The organism is Limosilactobacillus reuteri subsp. simiae, from assembly GCF_020784875.1.
In the GTDB taxonomy this organism is placed as follows: domain Bacteria; phylum Bacillota; class Bacilli; order Lactobacillales; family Lactobacillaceae; genus Limosilactobacillus; species Limosilactobacillus reuteri_H.
Map to the genome: position 1 here is coordinate 34,011 of NZ_JAJGUI010000007.1, position 20,344 is coordinate 54,354.

The window sequence follows — 20,344 nt, forward strand, 5'->3', positions numbered from 1 at the left end:
TTATCCCTCTTTCGTTATCTCTTCTACTTTTTCTAATAAGGTTGTTGCATCGTTAGCTATTTCGCCATTTACTACTGCCAGCGTTAATCGTTGAAGAATCTTCCCCATCAATGGTCCCGGTTTTACCCCCGCTTTAGTAATTAATATTCGACCATCAATTGCTAATTCTTTAGCGTTTTTAATTGGTAATTTTTGATAAGCTTTTTGCAATTCCTCATCATTAATTGCCCATCCATATAACTTAGCTACTTGGTTAGCATCATGGAGGGCTGTTTCACCGGTATTAAACATTAGTGTTGGCGTAAGCGTACGTTGACGAATTGCTTGGACTGCTGGAACTACTTTTTTGACCTGCGCAATTAAATCATTTGCTGTCTTCCACTTCTTTAAGAATTTACCAATTTCTTTTTGATCAAGCTGGAGTTGTAAGCTTAAAACTGACCATAATTGAGCTTCATTTTCCAAATGCCATTGGTTAAGGATCAATAAAGCCGATAAAGCAGCTTGCGCATTTTCCAACCCTGGACAATATTGATACAATCCAGTCGCAATAAAATCTTTTAAGCCCGCTACTGGATTTTGGCCCAGCAATAGTTTTTCTAGTTCAACTCGGATTCGTTCAACTGCAATTTTTTCTAATAATGGTGCATTTTCTTTAATCCCTTTTAATGTTGCAGTATCAATGACAAAATCAAGCTTACTTGCAAAACGCACGGCCCGCATCATCCGTAAAGCATCTTCATGAAAACGTTCATTAGGGTTGCCAACCGCTTTAATAAGATGTTTTTGCAAGTCTTCTAGTCCATCAAATAGATCAATAACTTCCCCATCTTCGCGCAAGGCGAGGGCATTAATCGTAAAGTCTCGACGCTGGAGATCTTCACTTAATGAACGAACAAAAGTCACTTTATCAGGACGGCGGTAGTCTTGGTAACCTGACTCAGTTCTAAAAGTAGTTGTTTCATATCCCGTTCCATGGTCGAGAATCATAACTGTACCATGTTCAATTCCGGTATCAACAGTATGGTTAAAAATCGCCTTTATTTCACTAGGGTAAGCACTCGTCGCTATATCTATATCATGAATCTCATCATGCAAGATAGTGTCACGGACACAACCGCCAACAAAATATGCTTCGTAGCCGGCCTCCTCTATTTTTTGTAAAACAGGGCGTGCTGGTTCAAATATAGCTGGTAATTGTTTTATTTTCATTTAATCATGTCCTCATTTTGATAATCAAAGTTGATTATAACAAATTAAGTTACTACTAAAAAGAGACAGAAAGCGTAAAGAACGGCTAAAATCGTTAACGTTTCCTGTCTCATTTAAATTAAAAATTATTTGTAATCTTCATATTGGTCATAAAGGTCTTGCATTTCAGTGTCTGTTGGGACTAACCGGAGATAGTGTTCCAATTCATCCATTAACTTATCAGTTTCACCAGTTTCGCGGTAGTAATTAATTAATTCTTTTAAGAATGTTGGATTTTCACTGTATGCCGGCAAAGCAGCTTCATAATATTTTCCGGCTAATTCAAGCTGATCAGTTCGTTGATATGACCGCGCTAGATTCCAATATAATTGTGGATCTGTTTCATCTTCTTTTACCAATGGACTCAGGAGCTTAATATTTGCCTCATCATCGTGTTGGTGAAGCAAGAAATTACTATATTGTAAAGTAATCGTCATATTCTCTGGAGCAAGTTCATGTGCTTTTACCAAGTATTTCTTCATTAACTTTTGGTCGCCAAGGTGGCTGGTAATTTCAGCTGCTAATGAATAAAGGTATTCATTGTATTGATCAACACTGAGCCCTTCTTGGACAACTCGTAATGCCTGCTGATACTTATTTTCCTTTTCATATGCCTTTGCTAGTTCAGGATAAGCAGACGCATATTGGTTATCATCATTGATAAGATCCTCTAAAGTTTTGATTGCCTTTTCAGTATCTCCTAATTGAAGTTGGGTCAGCCCCTTTTGGAAACGAATATCACTAGTCTGATATTCCGGTTTAACCTGATTGAAGTATCCTAAAGCCTTCTTAAACTGACCGCTCTGAGCGTAACAGATACCTAGACGTCCAGCGATATCAACTTTCGCAAAGTCAGTATACCCATTTTTAATTAGTTGGAAGTAATATTGGATTGCTTCAGAATATTGGCCAACCATAAAGTAAAATTCACCAAGCGCAAATTCAACAGCTGGTTCATCGGGAGCCAACGCGTAAGCTTCTTTTAACTTTTCTTCCGTCACTTCAAATTCTTCTTCAGTCTGATATAAATCCGCGGCAACCAGTAATGATTGAACATAAGCTGGCGAGTCTGGTTTAATCTGGGCTAAGTATGATAAAGCTTCGTCATTATGTCCTTCATCAATTGCAATCGTTGCTAAATTAGTCTTTAATTCGTCTTCATCTGGATAACGATCTAATAATTTTAAGTAAATCGTTCGTGCCTGTTGAAGAAAGCCCAATGCATACAATTCCTCCGCAAGGCTAAATAACATATCATCATCATCATTAATTAGTGCGAGCTTAAATGAGTTTTGGGCTTCTTTTAATTTTCCTGCTTCTAATTGATCAAGCATTTGTTCTGAGTAGGTCATATTATGCCCTCCTTTTACTATCACTTTTAAATATATCACAATCGATGATTTTAAGCATTGAACAGGCCTTTAAAAAGAAAAGAGACTGGGAAGAATAAATTCTTTCCTAGTCTCTTTTTAACATTTAACTGTTAATTACTTAACAGCGTCCTTTAAAGCTTTACCAGGCTTGAATGCTGGTACCTTGCTTGCAGGAATGTTGATTTCTTCTCCAGTTTGTGGGTTGCGGCCCTTACGTGCAGCACGTTGACGTACTTCGAAGTTACCGAAGCCGATCAATTGAACCTTTTCACCCTTAGCTAAAGATGCTTGAATTGAACTGAAAACAGCATCTACAGCTGCAGTAGCATCCTTCTTGGTTAAGCCAGTTGCAGTAGCAACATTGCTTACTAATTCTGCTTTGTTTGCCATGTTGTTTCACCTCCCACAAATAACGAGAGTGTTAAACTCACGTCTGTGAATGTTAATTTTGAGTGGTCCAAAATTAACGAAATAACTACGAGAAGTTCGTATCATTTCATTGTTAAGATTAGCATAGTGAAAGCCTGCTGACAAGCGGTTTTCTCAACTTCTAGCCGCATTTTTAATGTTTTTTCATTTTACAATGAATTCTTTAACTTTTACTGCCGTTGACGCTTGATTAAATGGATCGGTGTACCAGAAAAGTCAAAGGCCTTCCGAATTTGATTTTCCAAATAACGCTCATAGGAGAAGTGCATTAACTCTGGATCATTAACAAAGATAACAAATGTTGGTGGTTCGGTTGCAACTTGTGTCCCATAGTATACTCGCAAACGCCGACCATTTTGTGTTGGAGTCGGATTGGCAGCAATTGCATCCATTAAAACATCATTTAAGACTGCCGATTGGATCCGTTGGCGGTGATGTTGATATACTTCTTCGATCAATCCTGGTAATTGATTTAACCGTTGCTTTGTCTTCGCCGAAACAAAAATAATTGGTGCATAACTGAGGTACTGGAATTCTTGCCGAATCAGATTAGTAAAATCTGTCATCGTTCGGTGGTCTTTTTCTTTTAATGTATCCCACTTATTAACGACGATGATAACCCCACATCCTGCTTCATGAGCATATCCAGCAATGTGCTTATCTAATTCACGAATACCTTCTTCTGCATTTAGGACCACAAGTACAACATTACTATCATCAATTGCCCGCATGGAACGCATCAATGAATAACGCTCAGTGTTCTCATAAATTTTTCCTTTTTTGCGGATTCCAGCAGTATCAACCATTGTGAATTTTTGTCCATCTGCTGTTTCAAATTGAGTATTAATGGCATCACGGGTAGTTCCGGCAACGTTAGATACAATTACCCGGTTCTCACCTAAAATTGCATTAACTAGTGATGATTTCCCCACATTAGGACGCCCGATAAAACTAAAGTGAATGGAGTCATCTTCATCATTAGCGGCGTTATCAGGAAACTCTTTAATAACAGCATCTAAAAGATCACCCATTCCAATACCGTGAACACTTGAAACTGCATACGGTTCACCCAAACCAAGGGAATAGTAATCATAAATATCACTACGCCGTTCTGGATTATCGACTTTATTAACAGCTAAGACCACTGGTTTATTGGAGCGATATAAAATTCGTGCTACTTGTTCATCAGCATCAGTTACACCATTTTCTACATCGGCAACGAAGATTATTACATCCGCTTCATCAATAGCAACTTCTGCTTGTTGGCGAATCTGTGTCAATAATGGTTGATCTGATATTTCAATCCCACCAGTATCAATCATGCTAAAATGTTTTCCTAACCATTCAGCATGAGCATAAATACGATCTCGAGTAACTCCAGGAGTATCTTCAACAATTGAAATCCGTTCTCCTGCAATACGATTGAATAATGTTGATTTTCCAACGTTTGGACGACCAACAACTGCTACGATTGGATTTGCCAATCTTTCCACCTTCTTTCATTTTATTTTAAATAATTAAAGAGGGAGTGGGAAAGAAGTCGCTTGCGACTTCGTCTTCCCACCCCCGCGAGGATGGCTAGGCATTCCGGACGTTGATTTATCAATGTTCGGAATCCAGCCAGCTACCGCGCTACTGTATAAATACCTTTAAAAAGTAAAGAGACTGAGTTAATTCCCAGCCTCCCCTTAAAAGATAATTAATTTAAGAAACTAGTTCCGTAGGTCCTTAAGCTTGTCACCAATTAAGTCACCCATTGAGAAGCCACTTTCTTCTTCTGGAGCGTTGTTCATGAAGCTCCGGTTGTTATTGTTACGACGTGAACGACGACGACCACGGTAGTTTTCACCGTTGTTATTGTTGTTTTCTTCTTCCTTTGGACGTTCTTCAAGAGCCTTCATTGATAAGCCAAGACGTTGGTGTTCAGGATCAACATTGATTACCTTAACTTGTACTTCTTGACCTGGCTTAAGAACATCTGCAGGTGTAGCAATGTGCTTGTGTGAGATTTGTGAAATGTGAACTAAACCTTCAACACCAGGGAATACTTCAACGAAAGCACCAAAGCTAGTCAAGCGCTTAACAGTACCAGTTAATACGCTGTCTACTGGAGCCTTTTCTTCAATATCATCCCATGGTCCTGGTAAAGTTTGCTTAATGGATAATGAAATCCGTTCACGTTCAGGGTCAACGCTTAATACCTTAACCTTAACATCTTGACCAGCAGTCAAAACATCAGAAGGCTTGTCAACGTGATCGTATGAAATTTCAGAAACGTGAACCAATCCATCAACGCCGCCAAGGTCAATAAATGCACCGAAGTTAGTCATCCGTGCAACTTTACCTTCAACAACATCACCTGGTTGTAATTCAGCAAATACCTTTTCAGCAGCCTTTTCGTGTTGAGCTTGAATAATTTCCTTGTGTGAAAGAATCAAACGGTTTTCGCTTGGTTCGATTTCAACAATCTTGAATTCAAGTTCTTGACCCTTAAATTGATTAAGGTCTTCAACATAGTGATCAGTAATCATTGAAGCAGGGACGAAGCCACGAACTCCAGCATCAACGACTAATCCACCCTTAACAGCTTGAGTGACTTTGGCGGTAATGTGTTCACCTTCATCAAATTTCTTTTGAATGTCATCCCATACCTTACGGGCTTCAAGACGACGGTGAGAAAGAAGGTAGCTACCATTTTCCTTATCGTTACCGATCTTAGAAATGACAACTAAGTCTAATTCGTCACCTACTTTTACAGCATCATTGATGTCTTCAACTGGCTTGGTTGATAATTCCTTAGCAGGGACGACACCTTCAACCCCTGCATCTTTAATACCAACGATAGCTTGACGATCGTCATCGATTGCCAAAACTTCACCCTTGACAACATCGCCCACCTTAACTTGTTCAATGCTATCAAGCGCTTCTAACATATCGTTTTTATTTTCGTTGTTTTCAGCCATTAAAAAAAATCCTCCTTGCAACAATCAACTCTAAAAGATATTTTACTAAAATTTGTTTCACATTTCCAGTATTTAGGCTAATTCATCTTGTGTTTTTTTAATTATTTTACTGATTTCACTCACAACTTCATCAATTGTCATATTTGTTGTATCCAATTTGATTGCATCAGGCGCTTGTGTAAGAGGTGAAACTTTTCGCGTTGAGTCTTTTTTATCCCTTAATTCAATTGCTTTTTGTAATTCTTCAAGCGATGTTGTATTAATCCCTTTTGCCTGGTTTTCAGCGTATCGCCGTCGCGCCCGTTCATAGGCACTCGCTACCATGAATATCTTTACGGGTGCTTGTGGTAAAACAGTTGTACCAATATCCCGTCCATCCATTACAATTCCACCACTTTCAGCAATTTGCCGCTGTTGCTTAGTCATCTCTTCGCGAACAGCTGGAACTGCCGCCACAGCAGATACATTTGCTGCTACTTTCGGCAACCGAATATCATGAGTTACCTCTTTACCATCCAAGAAAACTCTTTGTTCAGTTTCACCAGGTTCAAAATCAATTTTTATTTGCCGAGCAATTTCAGCAACCTTTTTATCATCTTTGGGATCAATGCCTTGGTTTAATGCTGCTAATGTAACAGCTCGGTACATTGCTCCGGTATCACAATAGACATAATTAAACTTTTTTGCTACTAATTTGGCGACCGTACTCTTTCCTGCTGAGGCCGGACCATCAATTGCTACTTGCAATCTCTTACACATTATTAGTTATTCACTCCTCTATTTTCAATCCAATACACTACTTTATCAGAAAATTGCTGCTAATACTCTGTTTTTAACGATAACGGTTTGTATTTTCTGTATTATTATAGCGATTATAGGTTTGGTTATTGTTATAACGCTGCTGATAACTATTGTAGCGATTAGGAGTAGTCCGGTTTTGATACCTATTACTGTAACGATAACTACTACTATATCGATAATAGCTACTACTGCTTTGCGGAGCACTATAACTTTGGCTGGTTTGCGTCGAACTTGACTCCTCAATACTTGAAGCGGATTCACTACTGCTTACACTAGATTCCTTCTTTGAATGCTCACTAGAGGTACTCGAACTGTGAGATTCTTTTTTTTTACTATTTTCAGAACTAGTAGCTACTTGTTCAGTTCTCACTGGATGATTAAAGGACTGTTTATTATTAATCCAATAAATAAGTGGTGTAGCGGCGAGAACAATAATTAACACGATTAAGATCGTAGTAATCATTGAATTATGCGATCGTTGCTTACGGTGTTCCGTTCGTGACAAATGGCCATCACTATCAAGATCTTCGTTATCTGTAAACTTTTTATCCCATAATTCATCATTAGCTCGTCGGCTCTCTTTCCGTTCCTCACTCAAAGTAATCATGCCTCCTTATTTTGAGAATTAACATTCTGATTGTATCGCAAACTTTTGATGATTGTCTAGCAACAACACTAAACTTTAATTTTCGGTAATATTTAACAGGCCCTTTAAGCGGTCTTCCCATCCTACTTTATTGTTTTCAGAAAGCGGCTGACTGACCGGCAAAATCAGTTTAGTTGCCCAATCTGAAAGCTCATAATCACAACAAAATTCATTCGAACCGTCAAATTGCTCACCAAAGTATGTTAAAAGATATTCTCTTTTACAACCGTCCTCTTTGATATAAGCAACCATTTCTTGCAATTCTTTTTCTGTTTGAATTTTGCGCCGCTCAAACATCGTAATTATTTGCTGAGGCGTAAAAGAATGTTCAAGATAAAACTCAAATAAAGACGCTTGCTCCCCCAAAACACTTGCTGACAACTTGCTATTCTTAATCTGCTCTAAAATTGTAACTGGTGGAAGATCAATGCTTGTTAATTGTCGCTGAATCATTTCATCGCCATTTGCATATAGAAGAACTGCCAAACTCTGCTTGCCATCACGCCCAGCCCGACCGATTTCCTGTAAATAATTTTCTAAATTACTTGGTAAATGATAATGAATAACGTAACGAATATCATTTTTATCAATTCCCATCCCAAAAGCACTCGTTGCACAAATTACCTGTAATTCATTATTCATAAATTGATTTTGAATTCGAAATCGTTCAATTGGAGCAACACCAGCATGGTAAGCTGCCACATTTAAATCAGTTTGGTTTTCAAGCCATTCTGCCATCTGCGAAGCCAGCTTGCGACTTGCAAAGTAAATAATCCCGGGACCAGTAAATTTTTGAACTAGTTTCAGAAGTTCACCATCTTTTTCCTTTTGAGTGGCGATGGACTGAACGGCTAAAAAAATGTTAGGACGGTCAACAGATTTAATTACCTGATAGACAGTCGTCATCCCCATTTTTTTCAAAATATCCTGTCGAATACGGGGAGTAGCAGTTGCCGTCAACAGCAATGTTGTCGGCGATCCTAATTGCTGCCGCACTTCCTTTAACAATAAATATTCAGGACGAAAATCAGGGCCCCACTGTGAGATACAATGGGCCTCATCAATAACCATTAACGCAATCTTATTTTTCTTAAGTGCAGTTAAAACTTGCTGGTTATCAAGCATTTCTGGAGAAGTAAATATAAATTTAAATGATTTCAAATTGCGGAGGACACTTACTCGCTCTTTTCCGACAAGCTGGCCGCTTAACATAATGACTCGCTTTTCTCCCTGGCGATGAAGACGGTCAACTTGATCCTGCATTAGTGAAATCAACGGTGAAACAATGAGGATCGTTCCTGACAATAAATAAGCTGGCAATTGATATAAAAGGGATTTTCCGGCGCCAGTGGGAAGAATTGATAAAGTATCTTTTCCTTCCAGCAAGGCATTAATTGTTTCTTCTTGGCCTGGACGAAAATCATTAAAGCCAAAATGATTTTGTAAAACATCTAGAATTTCTTGCTTATTTTTCATTTGTTATTCCTTGAAATATTTGATATAGGCGATATTCATAAAAACTGGCAATTTGCTCATCAAATTTCCATGCGGTCGGTTCGCCCTTATAAAATCGACTAAGTTCGTCACGCTTACTCTCTGGCAAAAGAATATCCCAATCTAGCTTGTCAGGAATAAGGATTGCTGCTTCTAAGAGATGCTCCTTAATCGTATTTTCTTTCAAATGGCGCTCTTGAGCAATTAGTTCAATTGGCTCCCCTTGGGTATACAAGTCAAACGTTACTTGAGCACTCCGGTTTAATGGACTCTCATTGATCAGTGGAAGAAGCAGTTGTTGTAGAGGACCAGGAAAATTACGAGCATAAGCGCTAATTGCTAACATCTCGTCATGACGTAAGTACTGGATATCATCGATCTTTATTTTCAATTCTTGAGCTGCTTGATTAATTGTCCATCCTGATCGCTGATAACCAATCATGACATTAAAAAGGTCCGTTGTCATTCGTGGATCTTCACTTTCCAAAGCACTGCCAAATCGATGGAGATCAGTATAGAGATTTTTAACCAGATCGTGATGATAATTTTGCCGAAACCACTGCTTCACAGCAACCATTTCACTATATGAAATTGTCAATGGAACATATTTTCTTTGGTGATGTGAGAACTCTGATACGACCTGAATAGCCAAAAAAAGTCGTTGGATTATTCGTTGAGTATTGGTTAACCAGTACCAGTCATAAAAAGATGGGATATAGAAAGTTTCTTCTTCGTTTTTTAAAACTTTCGCGCCTTCTTCTGTAAGAATTGCTTGGGATTGATCATTAATCGCTAATAATTTATCAGCAACAAGTTGATTAATAAGCTGATCATATTCTTGACGATTCATTGCGCGGTCCGCTCCTAGCCACTCTAAGATTCCATACTGTCGAGCCCAAAAGAGAGTTGCGACTGTTCGCCGACTTCGCAGAGTGTTTTCAATTACACGAATTCGTCGTGGCTGGTGATAGCTAAAAAAACGCAATAATTTATTCACGGATTTCACCCCCCTATATATTTATATACGTAATTTATTTAAAAATTCTACCATAAAAAATAAAAGGCCAAGAAAAATCTCAGCCTCTCTTAATTCATCTTTTTAAATCATTCTATGCTGGTCTAGCCATGGACGCAACCGACCCGCGATAATTACATATACAATTGTAACAACCAAACCTTTAATAATGTTAAAAGGCAACACACCAATCGCTACTAATTGAGATACGGGCAAAGTTGACTTCCAGTTCCAAACTGCCATATATAAAGGGGTAAGGATCCACAAATTAAGCAGAGACATTAAAATAGTCAACGTTACGGTTCCTAAAGCAATTCCGATAATAGCTTGTCTTTTAATACTCCAGTTATGATGACGCCATACCCAGCAGAACGGAAGCAGAAGAGCGAGGGATGAAATAAAGTCGCTGGCAACCCCGATTAATTCAGCTGGCGAAAAGCCATGAATCATTCCGTGAATTAAGCATTTAATTGCAGCGATAATAATTCCGCCAACTGGCCCATAGATATAGCCCCCCAGCAAAACAGGGACATCAGAAAAGTCCAGTTTAAGGTAGGGCGCCATCGGCAAAACCGGAAACTCAAAAAACATTAAAATAAATGCTAAGGCACCCAAACTGGCTATGCCTACCAATCGTTGAATACGTTGATGCGTTACTGTCATTAATAACAACCTCCATCTGAGATTGTCTCCATTTGGCATCCTGTATTAAAAAAGCGTTGCTGACTTACCATTTGTTTGTCAGCAACGCAAATAAACTATTTAAAGATTATTTAATACAGAAATCTTCTTTATACCAGACTGTACTGTCGGCTCTGGAATTACACCAGATCAACCATTAACAATGGGTTGCGGGCTGTCACCGCCGGTCGGGAATTTCACCACGCCTTGAAGACAAACGTTTTATATTTTTACAATTCCTATTCTAATAGGCTTTTACTGTCATGTCAACGTTTATAGCTTGGCTCTTTTTCCGTGTTATTCCGTAGTTTTCCGTAAAACCAGGTATCTTCTGCCCCCTCAGTGCGTCCTCGGATTATTTCACAAATTCAATTTTACTTTTTCTTTAATAACTGCACCTCTTCAGGCTTTAATGCGCGAAATTCACCTGGCTGAAGACCATATAAATTTAATGGTCCATATGTTTCACGATGAAGTTTAGTCACCGGATGTCCTACTGCCTTAAACATATTCTTAACTTGGTGGTTTCGTCCTTCGTGGATTGTTAATTGAACAAGGCTTGTCTTCTTGGCACGGTCAACATTCAAGAGCTTCGATTTAGCCGGTTTTGTCTTTCGACCATCGATGACTACCCCTAAACGTAATTGTTTTAACTCATCATTTTTGACGATTCCTTCAACCTTAGCAACATAGGTTTTTTCAACTTCATATTTAGGATGCATCAGTTTATTTGCTAAAGCACCATCATTTGTTAGAAGAAGAATTCCAGTTGTATCATAGTCCAATCGGCCAACTGGATAAATGCGTTCATCAATCTCAGCATCATAAATAATATCAACCACTGTTCGACGGCCTTTATCATCATGAGCACTTGAGATAACGCCCCGCGGTTTATTTAACAAGTAGTAAACGTGCTGTTCGTGATGGATTGGAACACCATTTACTACAATCTCATCGTGAACGCCAACTTTAGTGCCAAGTTCAGTCACAATCTTGCCATTAACTGCAACTTTCCCTTGAAGGATAAGTTTTTCTGATGCCCGACGAGAAGCTACTCCCGCTTCCGCCATTGCCTTTTGTAATCGTTCCATTAATTATCGTCCTTTCGTTCTTCTCGCGCCTGTAATGCTTCAAGGAAAATATCTCCATTAATATTGCTCATTTCTAATTCGTCTTGATCGGGTAACGGTGGGAGTTCATCTAAATCGCTTAAACCGAAATAGTTTAAGAAGGCTGGGGTTGTTGAATATAAAAATGGACGGCCCGGTGCATCCAAACGTCCATGAGTGTCAACTAAACCACGAACCATTAATTTTTGTAATGATCCTGAACTTTGTACTCCCCGAATATCATCAATTTCTAGCCGCGTAATTGGTTGCCGATAAGCAACAATGGCCAATACTTCTAATAATGCTTTAGTCAATGGTACCGTTAACGGGACTTCAAAGTAATGTTTAATGACCTCTGCTAACTGAGGCTTGGTTGCTAAACGATAGGTCTGATCACTTTCAAGCAAGATAAAAGCAGACGTGGGATCATCTTCATACTTCTTTTTTAGCTCTTGTAATATTGTTAGAACAGCCGGTTTCATAAAACCAGAAATTTTTGCTAAATCGCCTAGGGTAATTCCTTCATCCCCACTAATAAAAAGTAATCCTTCAATCTGCGCTTGGTTGGTTAGTTTCGTATTCGTCACTCTTAGGTCCCTCCGCTAAAATTATTGGTTCAAATAAGCCACCTTGGTTAATAACAATCGCTTGATGCTTTGCCAGTTCAAGAATTGCTAAAAAAGTTGTAACTAAGCCATCACGAGTATGTAAATCTTCAAACAAGTCTTCAAACCTAACCGGACCATCATGAATAATTTCAATCACGTGGTTCATTTGTTGACCAACGCTTACTTTTTCAGCTGCAACAGTTTCAACTAATGGAGTAGCTAATTGTTGGCGGCGAAGAACGGCTGCAAAAGCTTGTTGCAAATCCGTTAATTTGATGCCCGGTTCCACATGAGATTTTACCATTTCACGAGGAACCTGCATTGCCGGCCGAGTATACTCCTGTTGACGCAGATTTTCTTTATCTTTTAACCGATCTGCCGCTTTTTTATAACGCTGATATTCCAAAAGCTGTTCCACTAATTCTTGTCGGGGATCAATCTCCTCTACTTCTAGTTTATCATCCAATACTGGCGACGAAGGTAACAGCATCTGACTTTTAATGTCCATCAGAGTCGCAGCCATTACAAAATATTCACCCGCGACTTCTAATTGGTGGCTTTGCATCTGGTGAAGGTAATCAAGATATTGGCTTGTAATTTGCGAAATCTGAATATCATAAATATCCATTTCAGATTGCTTTATTAAATGAAGCAATAAATCTAGTGGCCCTTCAAAGTCATGAACCTTTATGACCGGTTGAAATGGATTTTGTGGTTGCACTTGCTTATTCATTATTTCTCTCCCACATGCTAATTATTGGTTGGGTTGCTAAGGTTCCCATGAGGCGTTTATGAGGATATTGATCGTGAACGCCATCTAATAAAGAAAAAATATTATGCCCCGTTCGTTCGCTTGGTGTAAACGATAAGCGGCGAACCAGCACGTAACAATCCCCTATTTCTATCATCACAATTCCAATAAAGTGACTATCATCCATGTCTTTCCACAAAAAGATTGGCCAATCATTAGCAAGTGCCCAGTCCATCTCCTCCATAAAGCGATTATCTTTTCGAAGGTCTTTTACTAAGGACAATAAACCTAGGGCGATTTTTTGGTAATCTTTTCGATAACGAACTAACATCGTATTTTCCTTTCTATGCACGAGGATGATATTTCATATAGTTAGCGGATAACTGTTGCGGCGAGACCTGTAAATATGGTTGGAGAGCCTTCATCGCGTTATAACCAAGAATTTCTTGGATTAATTGAACATCGGCGCCATTTTCTATTAAATGAACAGCAAAAGAATAACGCATAGTTTGAGGAGTAACTTCTTTTTTGATTTTAGCCTCACTGACCCATTCCTTCATTTTTTTCCAAATTCCTTGCCGCGTTAAAGGATAACCATGAGCATTTAAGAACACCCGCGTTTCGTGATCATCTCTGAGCAAACGTGGCCGACCGTGGTCTAGGTAACCGGTAAGCCACTTGACTGCTGGTTGACTTAAGGGAATCATCCGCTCACGTTCATTCTTTCCCGTTAGTTGTAGAAGCTTAACATCGAGATGAAGTGCTGTCAGATCCAAGGCAATTACTTCACTAACCCTCATTCCCGTTGCATCCATAATCTCTAATAATGCTCGATCACGAAGGCCGATGGGGGTTGAAACATCCGGAACTGCCAGTAGTTGTTCAATTTCTTTTTCAGTTAAAATTACCGGTACAGGTGGTTGGTTGAAAGTATACTGGTGATCAATCATTTCCATTGGATTAATGGTCAAATTATGGTGACGGATCATGTATTTATAAAATTGCCGTAAACTTGAAATCACACGGTTAATTGTTGAATTAGCTTTCCCCTGCTGACGAAGACTATTAAGGAGGTCAATTAGCAAATAGTGGTCTACTTGTTGCCAATTAGTAATCCCTCGATTTTCTAAGTAAGTTACGGTTTGTTCTAAGTCACGTTGATAACTCATCAAGGTATTATCGCTTAATTGTCGTTCATCTTTTAAAAAAGCTAAAAACGCAGCCACTTCACTATTCATTAATCTTGATTCTCTTTTACTAGGATTAATTGACCGTTTTCTTGTTTTACTAATTTCTCTTTAAGCAAATGCCCAATAGCACGTTTAAACTGCCCCTTGCTTATTCCAAAGACATCGCGAATGATCGATGGGTCCGTCTTATCAGTGTATGGCAAGCGATGATTTATATCATGTTCTAACATTGTCAAAATCATTTGTGCATCTTCACCAATAGCTTGGTAGGAACGAGGCTTAAGGGAGAGATTAAGACTACCATGTGATGAAATCCCAATAACCCGCGCTTTAACCCGTTGACCTAATCGCGGTTCTTGGTCTCGTTCACTTGGATGGATGAATCCTAAACGATAATCATCAGTAATCACAAAGGTTCCACTCATCTTAAGGCGGTAAACTGTGGCATAAGTATCATGGTTGAGCAAGCGTTTATCTGGAGCTGCTGAAATAGTTTGATAGATTTGGTCATCTGCTAATTTACCCCATAGACGGTCCTTATCATCAACTTGAAGGGACATTAATAAACGGTCACCTGGCTGTGGCCATAAGTGTTTCAAGCTTGGTAAATCATCTAAAGAGACGACAATATCCTTATTGGGAAGACCGATATCAACAAAAACCCCTAAATCACGACGAACATTAACTACTGTACCATAATCGTAATGGTCAACCTGGATCGTTGGAATGTGCTTACAGGTCATCTGTAGTTGGTGGTCCTCATTTTCATAAACAAAGCCGCGTACCTGTCCACCAATATGTAATTCTTGAGGACTTTCGCTTTTCGGTAATCGATACGTTTGCCCATTGCGATCTGGTTGAACAAAATAATCGGTATCATTTTCATCAATCATTACCGCTGTAACAACTTTTCCTAATGCTGAATTCATTTTTATCACTTATCCTTTTTTATTCTATATCGATTTTACACGGTAAAGGCTTATTTTGCTAGTAAGATCAATGATTATCATTGGTATAAAAAAAGACCGGTTACTAATGACCGATCTTTTCGCAGACAATATTATAAAATATTAGTCGATAGTCTTAACACGCATCATGTTAGTTGCACCTGGTACACCCAAAGGAACACCAGCAACGATGATGATCTTGTCGCCCTTCTTAGCAAAGCCGAGTTCAACAGCCTTCTTAGCAGCTAAGTCGAACATTGTATCAGTGTTCTTCATTTCATCAACAACGTATGGTTGAACACCCCAGTTGATCATAAGTCCACGTTCTACACGTTCGTTTGGAGTTAATGCAACGATATCAGCATTAGGACGGTACTTAGAAATCATCTTAGCAGTGTAACCTGAAGCAGTGTAAGCAACAATTGTGTGAATGTCTAAGTCTTTAGCTGCGTTAGCAACAGCAGAACCGATAGTTTCAGTTACGTCAGACTTGTCCCAATCGAACTTTTCAGTACCGAATTCCCAAAGGTGGTTTTCAGCCTTGATATCAATGTCGTTCATCATTGCAACAGATTCAACTGGGTAGTCACCGTTAGCACTTTCACCAGAAAGCATAGTAGCATCAGTACCGTCAAATACGGCGTTAGCAACGTCTGATACTTCGGCACGGGTTGGACGTGGGTTTTCTTGCATTGAGTCAAGCATTTGGGTAGCAGTAATAACTGGCTTACCTAATTCGTTACAACGCTTGATCATGTGCTTTTGAACAATTGGCACATTTTGAGCAGGAATTTCAACACCCATGTCACCACGAGGTACCATTAAACCGTCAGAAACAGCAATGATTTCTTCAAAGTTGTCGATACCTTCTTGAGATTCAATCTTAGGGAAAATTTGAACATCTTCCATGTTCTTTTCCTTAAGCAATTCACGAATGTCAAGAACATCTTGAGCCTTACGAACGAAGGATGCAGCAATGTAGTTGATCTTATTTTCCAAACCAAAACGAATATCGCTACTGTCCTTTTCAGTAATACCTGGTAAGTTGATTGATACACCAGGGGCGTTAACACCCTTCCGAGAACCAAGAACACCATGGTTTAAGACGTGACATACAAGTTCCTTGTTTGCATCGTCTTTTTCATCAATAACCATGTCAATTAAACCATCATCAAAAAGAACATGGCCACCAACATGAGTATCATCGTATAAGCCTGGGTAGGTAACAGCAATCTTGTCATGAGTACCTTCAATTGAAGGATCCATTGAAATGCGAACCTTGTCGCCAATTTCAAAGTTGATCTTACCTTCTTTTTGAACAGTAGTCCGAATTTCGGCACCCTTAGTATCAAGCATAAGACCAACGTGCTTGCCAGTAATTTCTTCAGCCTTGTGTACGTTTTCGATCCGACCCAAGTGTTCTGGGTGGTCACCGTGTGAGAAGTTGAAACGGAAAATGTTAGCTCCCGCATTGATCAACTTAACGATCGTATCAACATCAGTACTTGCAGGACCAAGTGTACTTACAATCTTGGTTTTCTTCATAAATGAATCTCTCCTTTTGCATCTATAGCATCAATCACAATCTGTAATTGTATGCCTCATTTGCACACTGTTATGATAGCACTTTTCAAATAACGTGTCTTTATTTTTTATGCAAAAGGTTTTAAAAAAGCGCTATCATTCTAAAATTAGTTGTTTTTTCTAACTGTTATTTAATTTTATAGTTTTCAGTGATTGCTATTAAGCTGTTGTAAGACAACGTTTTCTTGGCCAAGAACGGCGACAAGCTCCTTTTTTACTTTCTGAGAATTTTTTAACCATCGTTTTTGGTCAAGCAGGATCTTCTTATCGTTTGCTGGATAAAACAACAGGACAGGAATCGAACCATGGTATTCATTAAAAATATTATTTAACTCTCGATGCACCAGTTCAGTGTCTAATGACGGTAAGATTCGTAAAACCCATCGTTGATTGTGGCGCTCCTGTTGAACTTTTTTAACATCCTGCAATTGATTAGCAACTAATTGTAGACCCCGACCCTCCCGATATTCTACTCGACCTCTGACAATTAAAATCTTATTTGTTTCCAGTTGCTCTTTGAACTGCTGATATTGTTTGGGAAAGACGGTAATATCAATCGCTCCGGTTTCATCTGTTCCATTAACAAAGGCCATTTCCCGATGTTCACGTTTAGTATAAATAGTCTTAACGTGATTTGTAAGGACAATTATTGTCGCTTCTGAATTCGGGTATAAATCAGCAATTTTAGTTGCATGGAGCTGCTGGCCTAATTGGTAATATTGAGTAACCGGGTGGCCGGAAAGATATACTCCTAAGTATTCATTCTCCTTCGTTAAACGGGTCAACAGAGGGAATTCGTTTCGTTGGTCGATTGCCGTTTGGAGCGTAGGATCGTCAAAATTAGCAAAACCGGCAAACAACTCAATCCCGGAAATTAATTTAGGAAGGGCGTTAATCATCTCGGCCCGGTTATACCCCATATTATCAAAGGCCCCACTATAAATTAATGGTTCGATTAATTCTTGCTTTTGCCAACGTTCTGGAATGCGGGTAATAAAATTACGAAGATCTGTAAACTTGCCATTTTCCTGCCGTTCTTCAAGAATTGCGGCGACGAAATCACGACGTACTCCTTTAATAGCAGAAAAGCCAAAGTAAACTGTCCCATCATGTAATAGAAAACCACTCTCACTTATATTGATTCGCGGCCCACTAACCTTGACGCCAAATTGCTTTGCATCCCCCACGTGACGTTTCAATTTCTCAATATTAGTTTCTGCATTCATTAGGGCAGTAAAAAAAGCTGCAGGGTAATGAACTTTCAAATATGCCATCTCAAACGCCATCATAGAATAGGCAACTGCATGCGAACGATTGAACCCATAATTAGCAAAGTGATCGATATATTCAAATACTTGGTGAGCAACTTGTAATGAATAGCCGTGTTCTGTTGCGCCGGCAATAAATTTTGTCCGCATATCCTCCATTGTGGCCTTTTTCTTCTTACTCATTGCCCGACGTAAAAGATCCGCCTCTCCTAAGGTAAAGCCGGCCATTACAGAAGCCAACTGCATTACCTGCTCTTGATAGACCAAAATACCGTAAGTTGGTCCCAGAATTTTTTCAAGTGAAGGAGCAGGATAAATAATTTTCTCTTTTCCAGCTTTGCGGGCGGTAAAATGAGGAATATTTTCCATTGGGCCCGGACGATAAAGTGCATTCACTGCCACAATGTCTTCAAAATTCGTTGGGTGAAGATTGACCAATACATTTCTGATCCCGCTTGATTCAAATTGAAAAATCCCTTCAGTTTTTCCTCCCTGGAACAGTTGAAGAGTCAACGGATCATTAAAGTTAATTTTTTGCAAATCAAAAGCAGGGTCTTCTTGCCGAATCATTTGAAGGGTATTATCCATGATTGAAAGGTTCTTCAATCCCAAGAAATCCATTTTTAATAGCCCCAGCGCTTCTACTGTGTCTTTGGCAAACTGCGTCATTAACAAGCCATCACTACCGTCCTGCAACGGTACAACTTCATGTAGTGGCTGCTCAGAAAGGACAATTCCTGCCGCGTGAATTGAATAATGCCGCGGCAATCCCTCTAATTGCTGTGCAACTTGAATCAGCAAACGAAATTTAGGATTATCGTCAAGAAGGTTTTTTAATTGTTGCGACTCCTTTAATGCATCTTTGAGTGTCACGTGAAGGCCATGCGGTAATGCATCGATTAACCTTTGCATATCGTAACGGGGTAAGTTAAAGACCCGACTCACATCACGAACAACTTGTTTAGCAGCTAATGTCCCAAAAGTAATAATTTGGGCTACGCGTTGGTGACCATATTTTTGATGTACATATTGCAAGACTTCATCACGCCGATTATCGGGAATATCTAAGTCAATATCGGGCATTTGGGCTCGTTCTGGATTCAGAAAGCGTTCAAATAATAAGTCGTATTGCAAAGGATCAACCTCTGTAATTGCTAAAGCATAGGCAACTAATGATCCCGCAGCTGATCCCCGTCCAGGGTCGGTCGTGATCTTTTGCTGGTGAGCAAAATTCATTACATCCCATACAATTAAGAAATAATCATCAAAGCCCATTTCATGAATTACTTTTAATTCCATTGCTAAACGTTCTTGGTACTGTTGGATAGTTTTTCCTGGTGCTACTCGTCTTTTTTTCAATCCTTGAATACATAGGGAACGTAAATATTGTTGCGATGATATCCCTGCTTGATTTTTAAAATGAGGAAGGACCGGGGCCCTAAATTGAAGTTCAACGTTGCACAGCGTTGCCACTTCAACTGTCTTTTGCGCGGCTGCACTAAGCCCCTTTGCCTTGTAATCTTGGACAACCTGTTCTTTCGAATAGAGATAATGTTGTCCTCTTCTCCCCGCTTCTATCGTCGGATCTTTTAACTCAACACCGGCATCAATTGCTTGTAAAACACGACTAGCAAAAAGATCATTAGCATTTAAATAATCAACTGGAGACGTCCCTACTAATGGTAAAGATAATTGTTTTGATAATTGTTGCAAGGTATCTATTTGAACGTCATCTAGCCGCGAATTGACTCCTAATAGGACGCTATCATCATCCCCCAGGTTAGCAAGTTCAGTTAAAATTGACGTTGGCTGAGCAAGCACACTAAAAACCGTACTTTGTGGAGGAATAATTATAAACAATTCATCCAATAAAGGACTAATTTGCGCAACCGTTAAAGGTACTTTTTTATCTTTTCGTGTTTGCTGAAGCGTCGATAGGTCCATCAGATGCTGGTACCCTCGTTGATTCTTAGCTAGAAATACTAAATCTAGCTTGGTACCATCTGTCTCATTTAATGCAACCACCAGCCGCAAGCCGAGAATGGGTTTAATTCCTGCTTTTTTTGCTGCATTATAAAATTCGACAGCCCCATATAAAACATTTTCGTCTGTTAACGCTAATGCCTTATACCCTCGTTCCTTAGCCGTTGTAACTAGGTCAGAAATCCGGGTGGGACTTTTTAGCAAACTATAACTACTCTTAACATCTAAGGGCGTAAAATCCACTTCATTTC

At 39.2% G+C, this 20,344-nt stretch carries 18 protein-coding genes and 1 riboswitch; all 18 genes read right to left on the bottom strand.

What is annotated here, in order from left to right:
* The 18 genes from LMC10_RS00870 to dnaE all read right to left on the bottom strand — a co-directional run bounded on the left by LMC10_RS00870 (position 1) and on the right by dnaE (position 20,336).
* Complete coding sequence (locus LMC10_RS00870; protein ID WP_229268674.1) at positions 1-1,212, bottom strand: CCA tRNA nucleotidyltransferase; 1,212 nt, start codon at positions 1,210-1,212, stop codon at positions 1-3.
* A 125-nt stretch (positions 1,213-1,337) separates the two neighbouring features.
* The gene (locus tag LMC10_RS00875; RefSeq protein WP_003674239.1) at positions 1,338-2,603 is read right to left on the bottom strand and encodes a tetratricopeptide repeat protein; all 1,266 of its coding nucleotides are present in this window, start codon (positions 2,601-2,603) and stop codon (positions 1,338-1,340) included.
* Positions 2,604-2,738: 135 nt separating this feature from the next.
* A complete protein-coding gene (locus LMC10_RS00880) occupies positions 2,739-3,014 on the bottom strand; it encodes a non-specific DNA-binding protein Hbs (RefSeq protein WP_003666054.1) in 276 nt (91 codons plus the stop codon).
* 209 nt (positions 3,015-3,223) lie between these two features.
* Positions 3,224-4,537 (bottom strand): ribosome biogenesis GTPase Der, encoded by a 1,314-nt coding sequence (gene der / locus LMC10_RS00885; RefSeq protein WP_229268675.1) that lies wholly within the window; start codon positions 4,535-4,537, stop codon positions 3,224-3,226.
* Between the two features lie 228 nt (positions 4,538-4,765).
* A complete protein-coding gene (gene rpsA / locus LMC10_RS00890) occupies positions 4,766-6,016 on the bottom strand; it encodes a 30S ribosomal protein S1 (protein WP_229268676.1) in 1,251 nt (416 codons plus the stop codon).
* Between the two features lie 72 nt (positions 6,017-6,088).
* The gene (gene cmk / locus LMC10_RS00895) at positions 6,089-6,775 is read right to left on the bottom strand and encodes a (d)CMP kinase (RefSeq protein ID WP_229268677.1); all 687 of its coding nucleotides are present in this window, start codon (positions 6,773-6,775) and stop codon (positions 6,089-6,091) included.
* Positions 6,776-6,848: 73 nt separating this feature from the next.
* Positions 6,849-7,415: a LysM domain-containing protein gene (locus tag LMC10_RS00900; protein ID WP_324294033.1), complete on the bottom strand. Its 567-nt coding sequence runs from the start codon at positions 7,413-7,415 to the stop codon at positions 6,849-6,851.
* Positions 7,416-7,499: 84 nt separating this feature from the next.
* The gene (locus LMC10_RS00905; RefSeq protein WP_229268679.1) at positions 7,500-8,939 is read right to left on the bottom strand and encodes a RecQ family ATP-dependent DNA helicase; all 1,440 of its coding nucleotides are present in this window, start codon (positions 8,937-8,939) and stop codon (positions 7,500-7,502) included.
* Complete coding sequence (locus LMC10_RS00910) at positions 8,929-9,954, bottom strand: helix-turn-helix domain-containing protein (RefSeq protein WP_229268680.1); 1,026 nt, start codon at positions 9,952-9,954, stop codon at positions 8,929-8,931. The genes LMC10_RS00905 and LMC10_RS00910 overlap by 11 nt, the downstream gene beginning before the upstream one ends.
* A 102-nt stretch (positions 9,955-10,056) precedes the next feature.
* Positions 10,057-10,635, bottom strand: coding sequence for an ECF transporter S component (locus tag LMC10_RS00915; protein WP_229268681.1), 579 nt, complete (start codon positions 10,633-10,635; stop codon positions 10,057-10,059).
* 117 nt (positions 10,636-10,752) lie between these two features.
* Positions 10,753-10,872, bottom strand: a riboswitch (FMN riboswitch).
* Positions 10,873-11,027: 155 nt separating this feature from the next.
* A complete protein-coding gene (locus LMC10_RS00920) occupies positions 11,028-11,744 on the bottom strand; it encodes a pseudouridine synthase (protein ID WP_229268682.1) in 717 nt (238 codons plus the stop codon).
* Positions 11,744-12,349: an SMC-Scp complex subunit ScpB gene (gene scpB / locus LMC10_RS00925; protein WP_003671046.1), complete on the bottom strand. Its 606-nt coding sequence runs from the start codon at positions 12,347-12,349 to the stop codon at positions 11,744-11,746. The genes LMC10_RS00920 and scpB overlap by 1 nt, the downstream gene beginning before the upstream one ends.
* Positions 12,312-13,103, bottom strand: a complete 792-nt coding sequence (locus LMC10_RS00930; protein ID WP_229268683.1) for a segregation and condensation protein A — start codon at positions 13,101-13,103, stop codon at positions 12,312-12,314. Before LMC10_RS00930 ends, scpB begins: the two co-directional genes overlap by 38 nt.
* Positions 13,096-13,452 carry a reductase gene (locus LMC10_RS00935; RefSeq protein ID WP_229268684.1) on the bottom strand — a complete coding sequence of 119 codons (357 nt, stop codon included), beginning with the start codon at positions 13,450-13,452 and terminating at the stop codon, positions 13,096-13,098. The genes LMC10_RS00930 and LMC10_RS00935 overlap by 8 nt, the downstream gene beginning before the upstream one ends.
* Positions 13,453-13,465: 13 nt before the next feature.
* Complete coding sequence (locus LMC10_RS00940) at positions 13,466-14,359, bottom strand: tyrosine-type recombinase/integrase (protein ID WP_229268685.1); 894 nt, start codon at positions 14,357-14,359, stop codon at positions 13,466-13,468.
* Positions 14,359-15,240, bottom strand: a complete 882-nt coding sequence (locus tag LMC10_RS00945) for a CvfB family protein (protein WP_229268686.1) — start codon at positions 15,238-15,240, stop codon at positions 14,359-14,361. The genes LMC10_RS00940 and LMC10_RS00945 overlap by 1 nt, the downstream gene beginning before the upstream one ends.
* 141 nt (positions 15,241-15,381) lie before the next feature.
* Positions 15,382-16,803 (bottom strand): pyruvate kinase, encoded by a 1,422-nt coding sequence (gene pyk / locus LMC10_RS00950; RefSeq protein WP_003665875.1) that lies wholly within the window; start codon positions 16,801-16,803, stop codon positions 15,382-15,384.
* Between the two features lie 185 nt (positions 16,804-16,988).
* The gene (gene dnaE / locus LMC10_RS00955) at positions 16,989-20,336 is read right to left on the bottom strand and encodes a DNA polymerase III subunit alpha (RefSeq protein ID WP_229268687.1); all 3,348 of its coding nucleotides are present in this window, start codon (positions 20,334-20,336) and stop codon (positions 16,989-16,991) included.
* Positions 20,337-20,344: the final 8 nt, after the last annotated feature.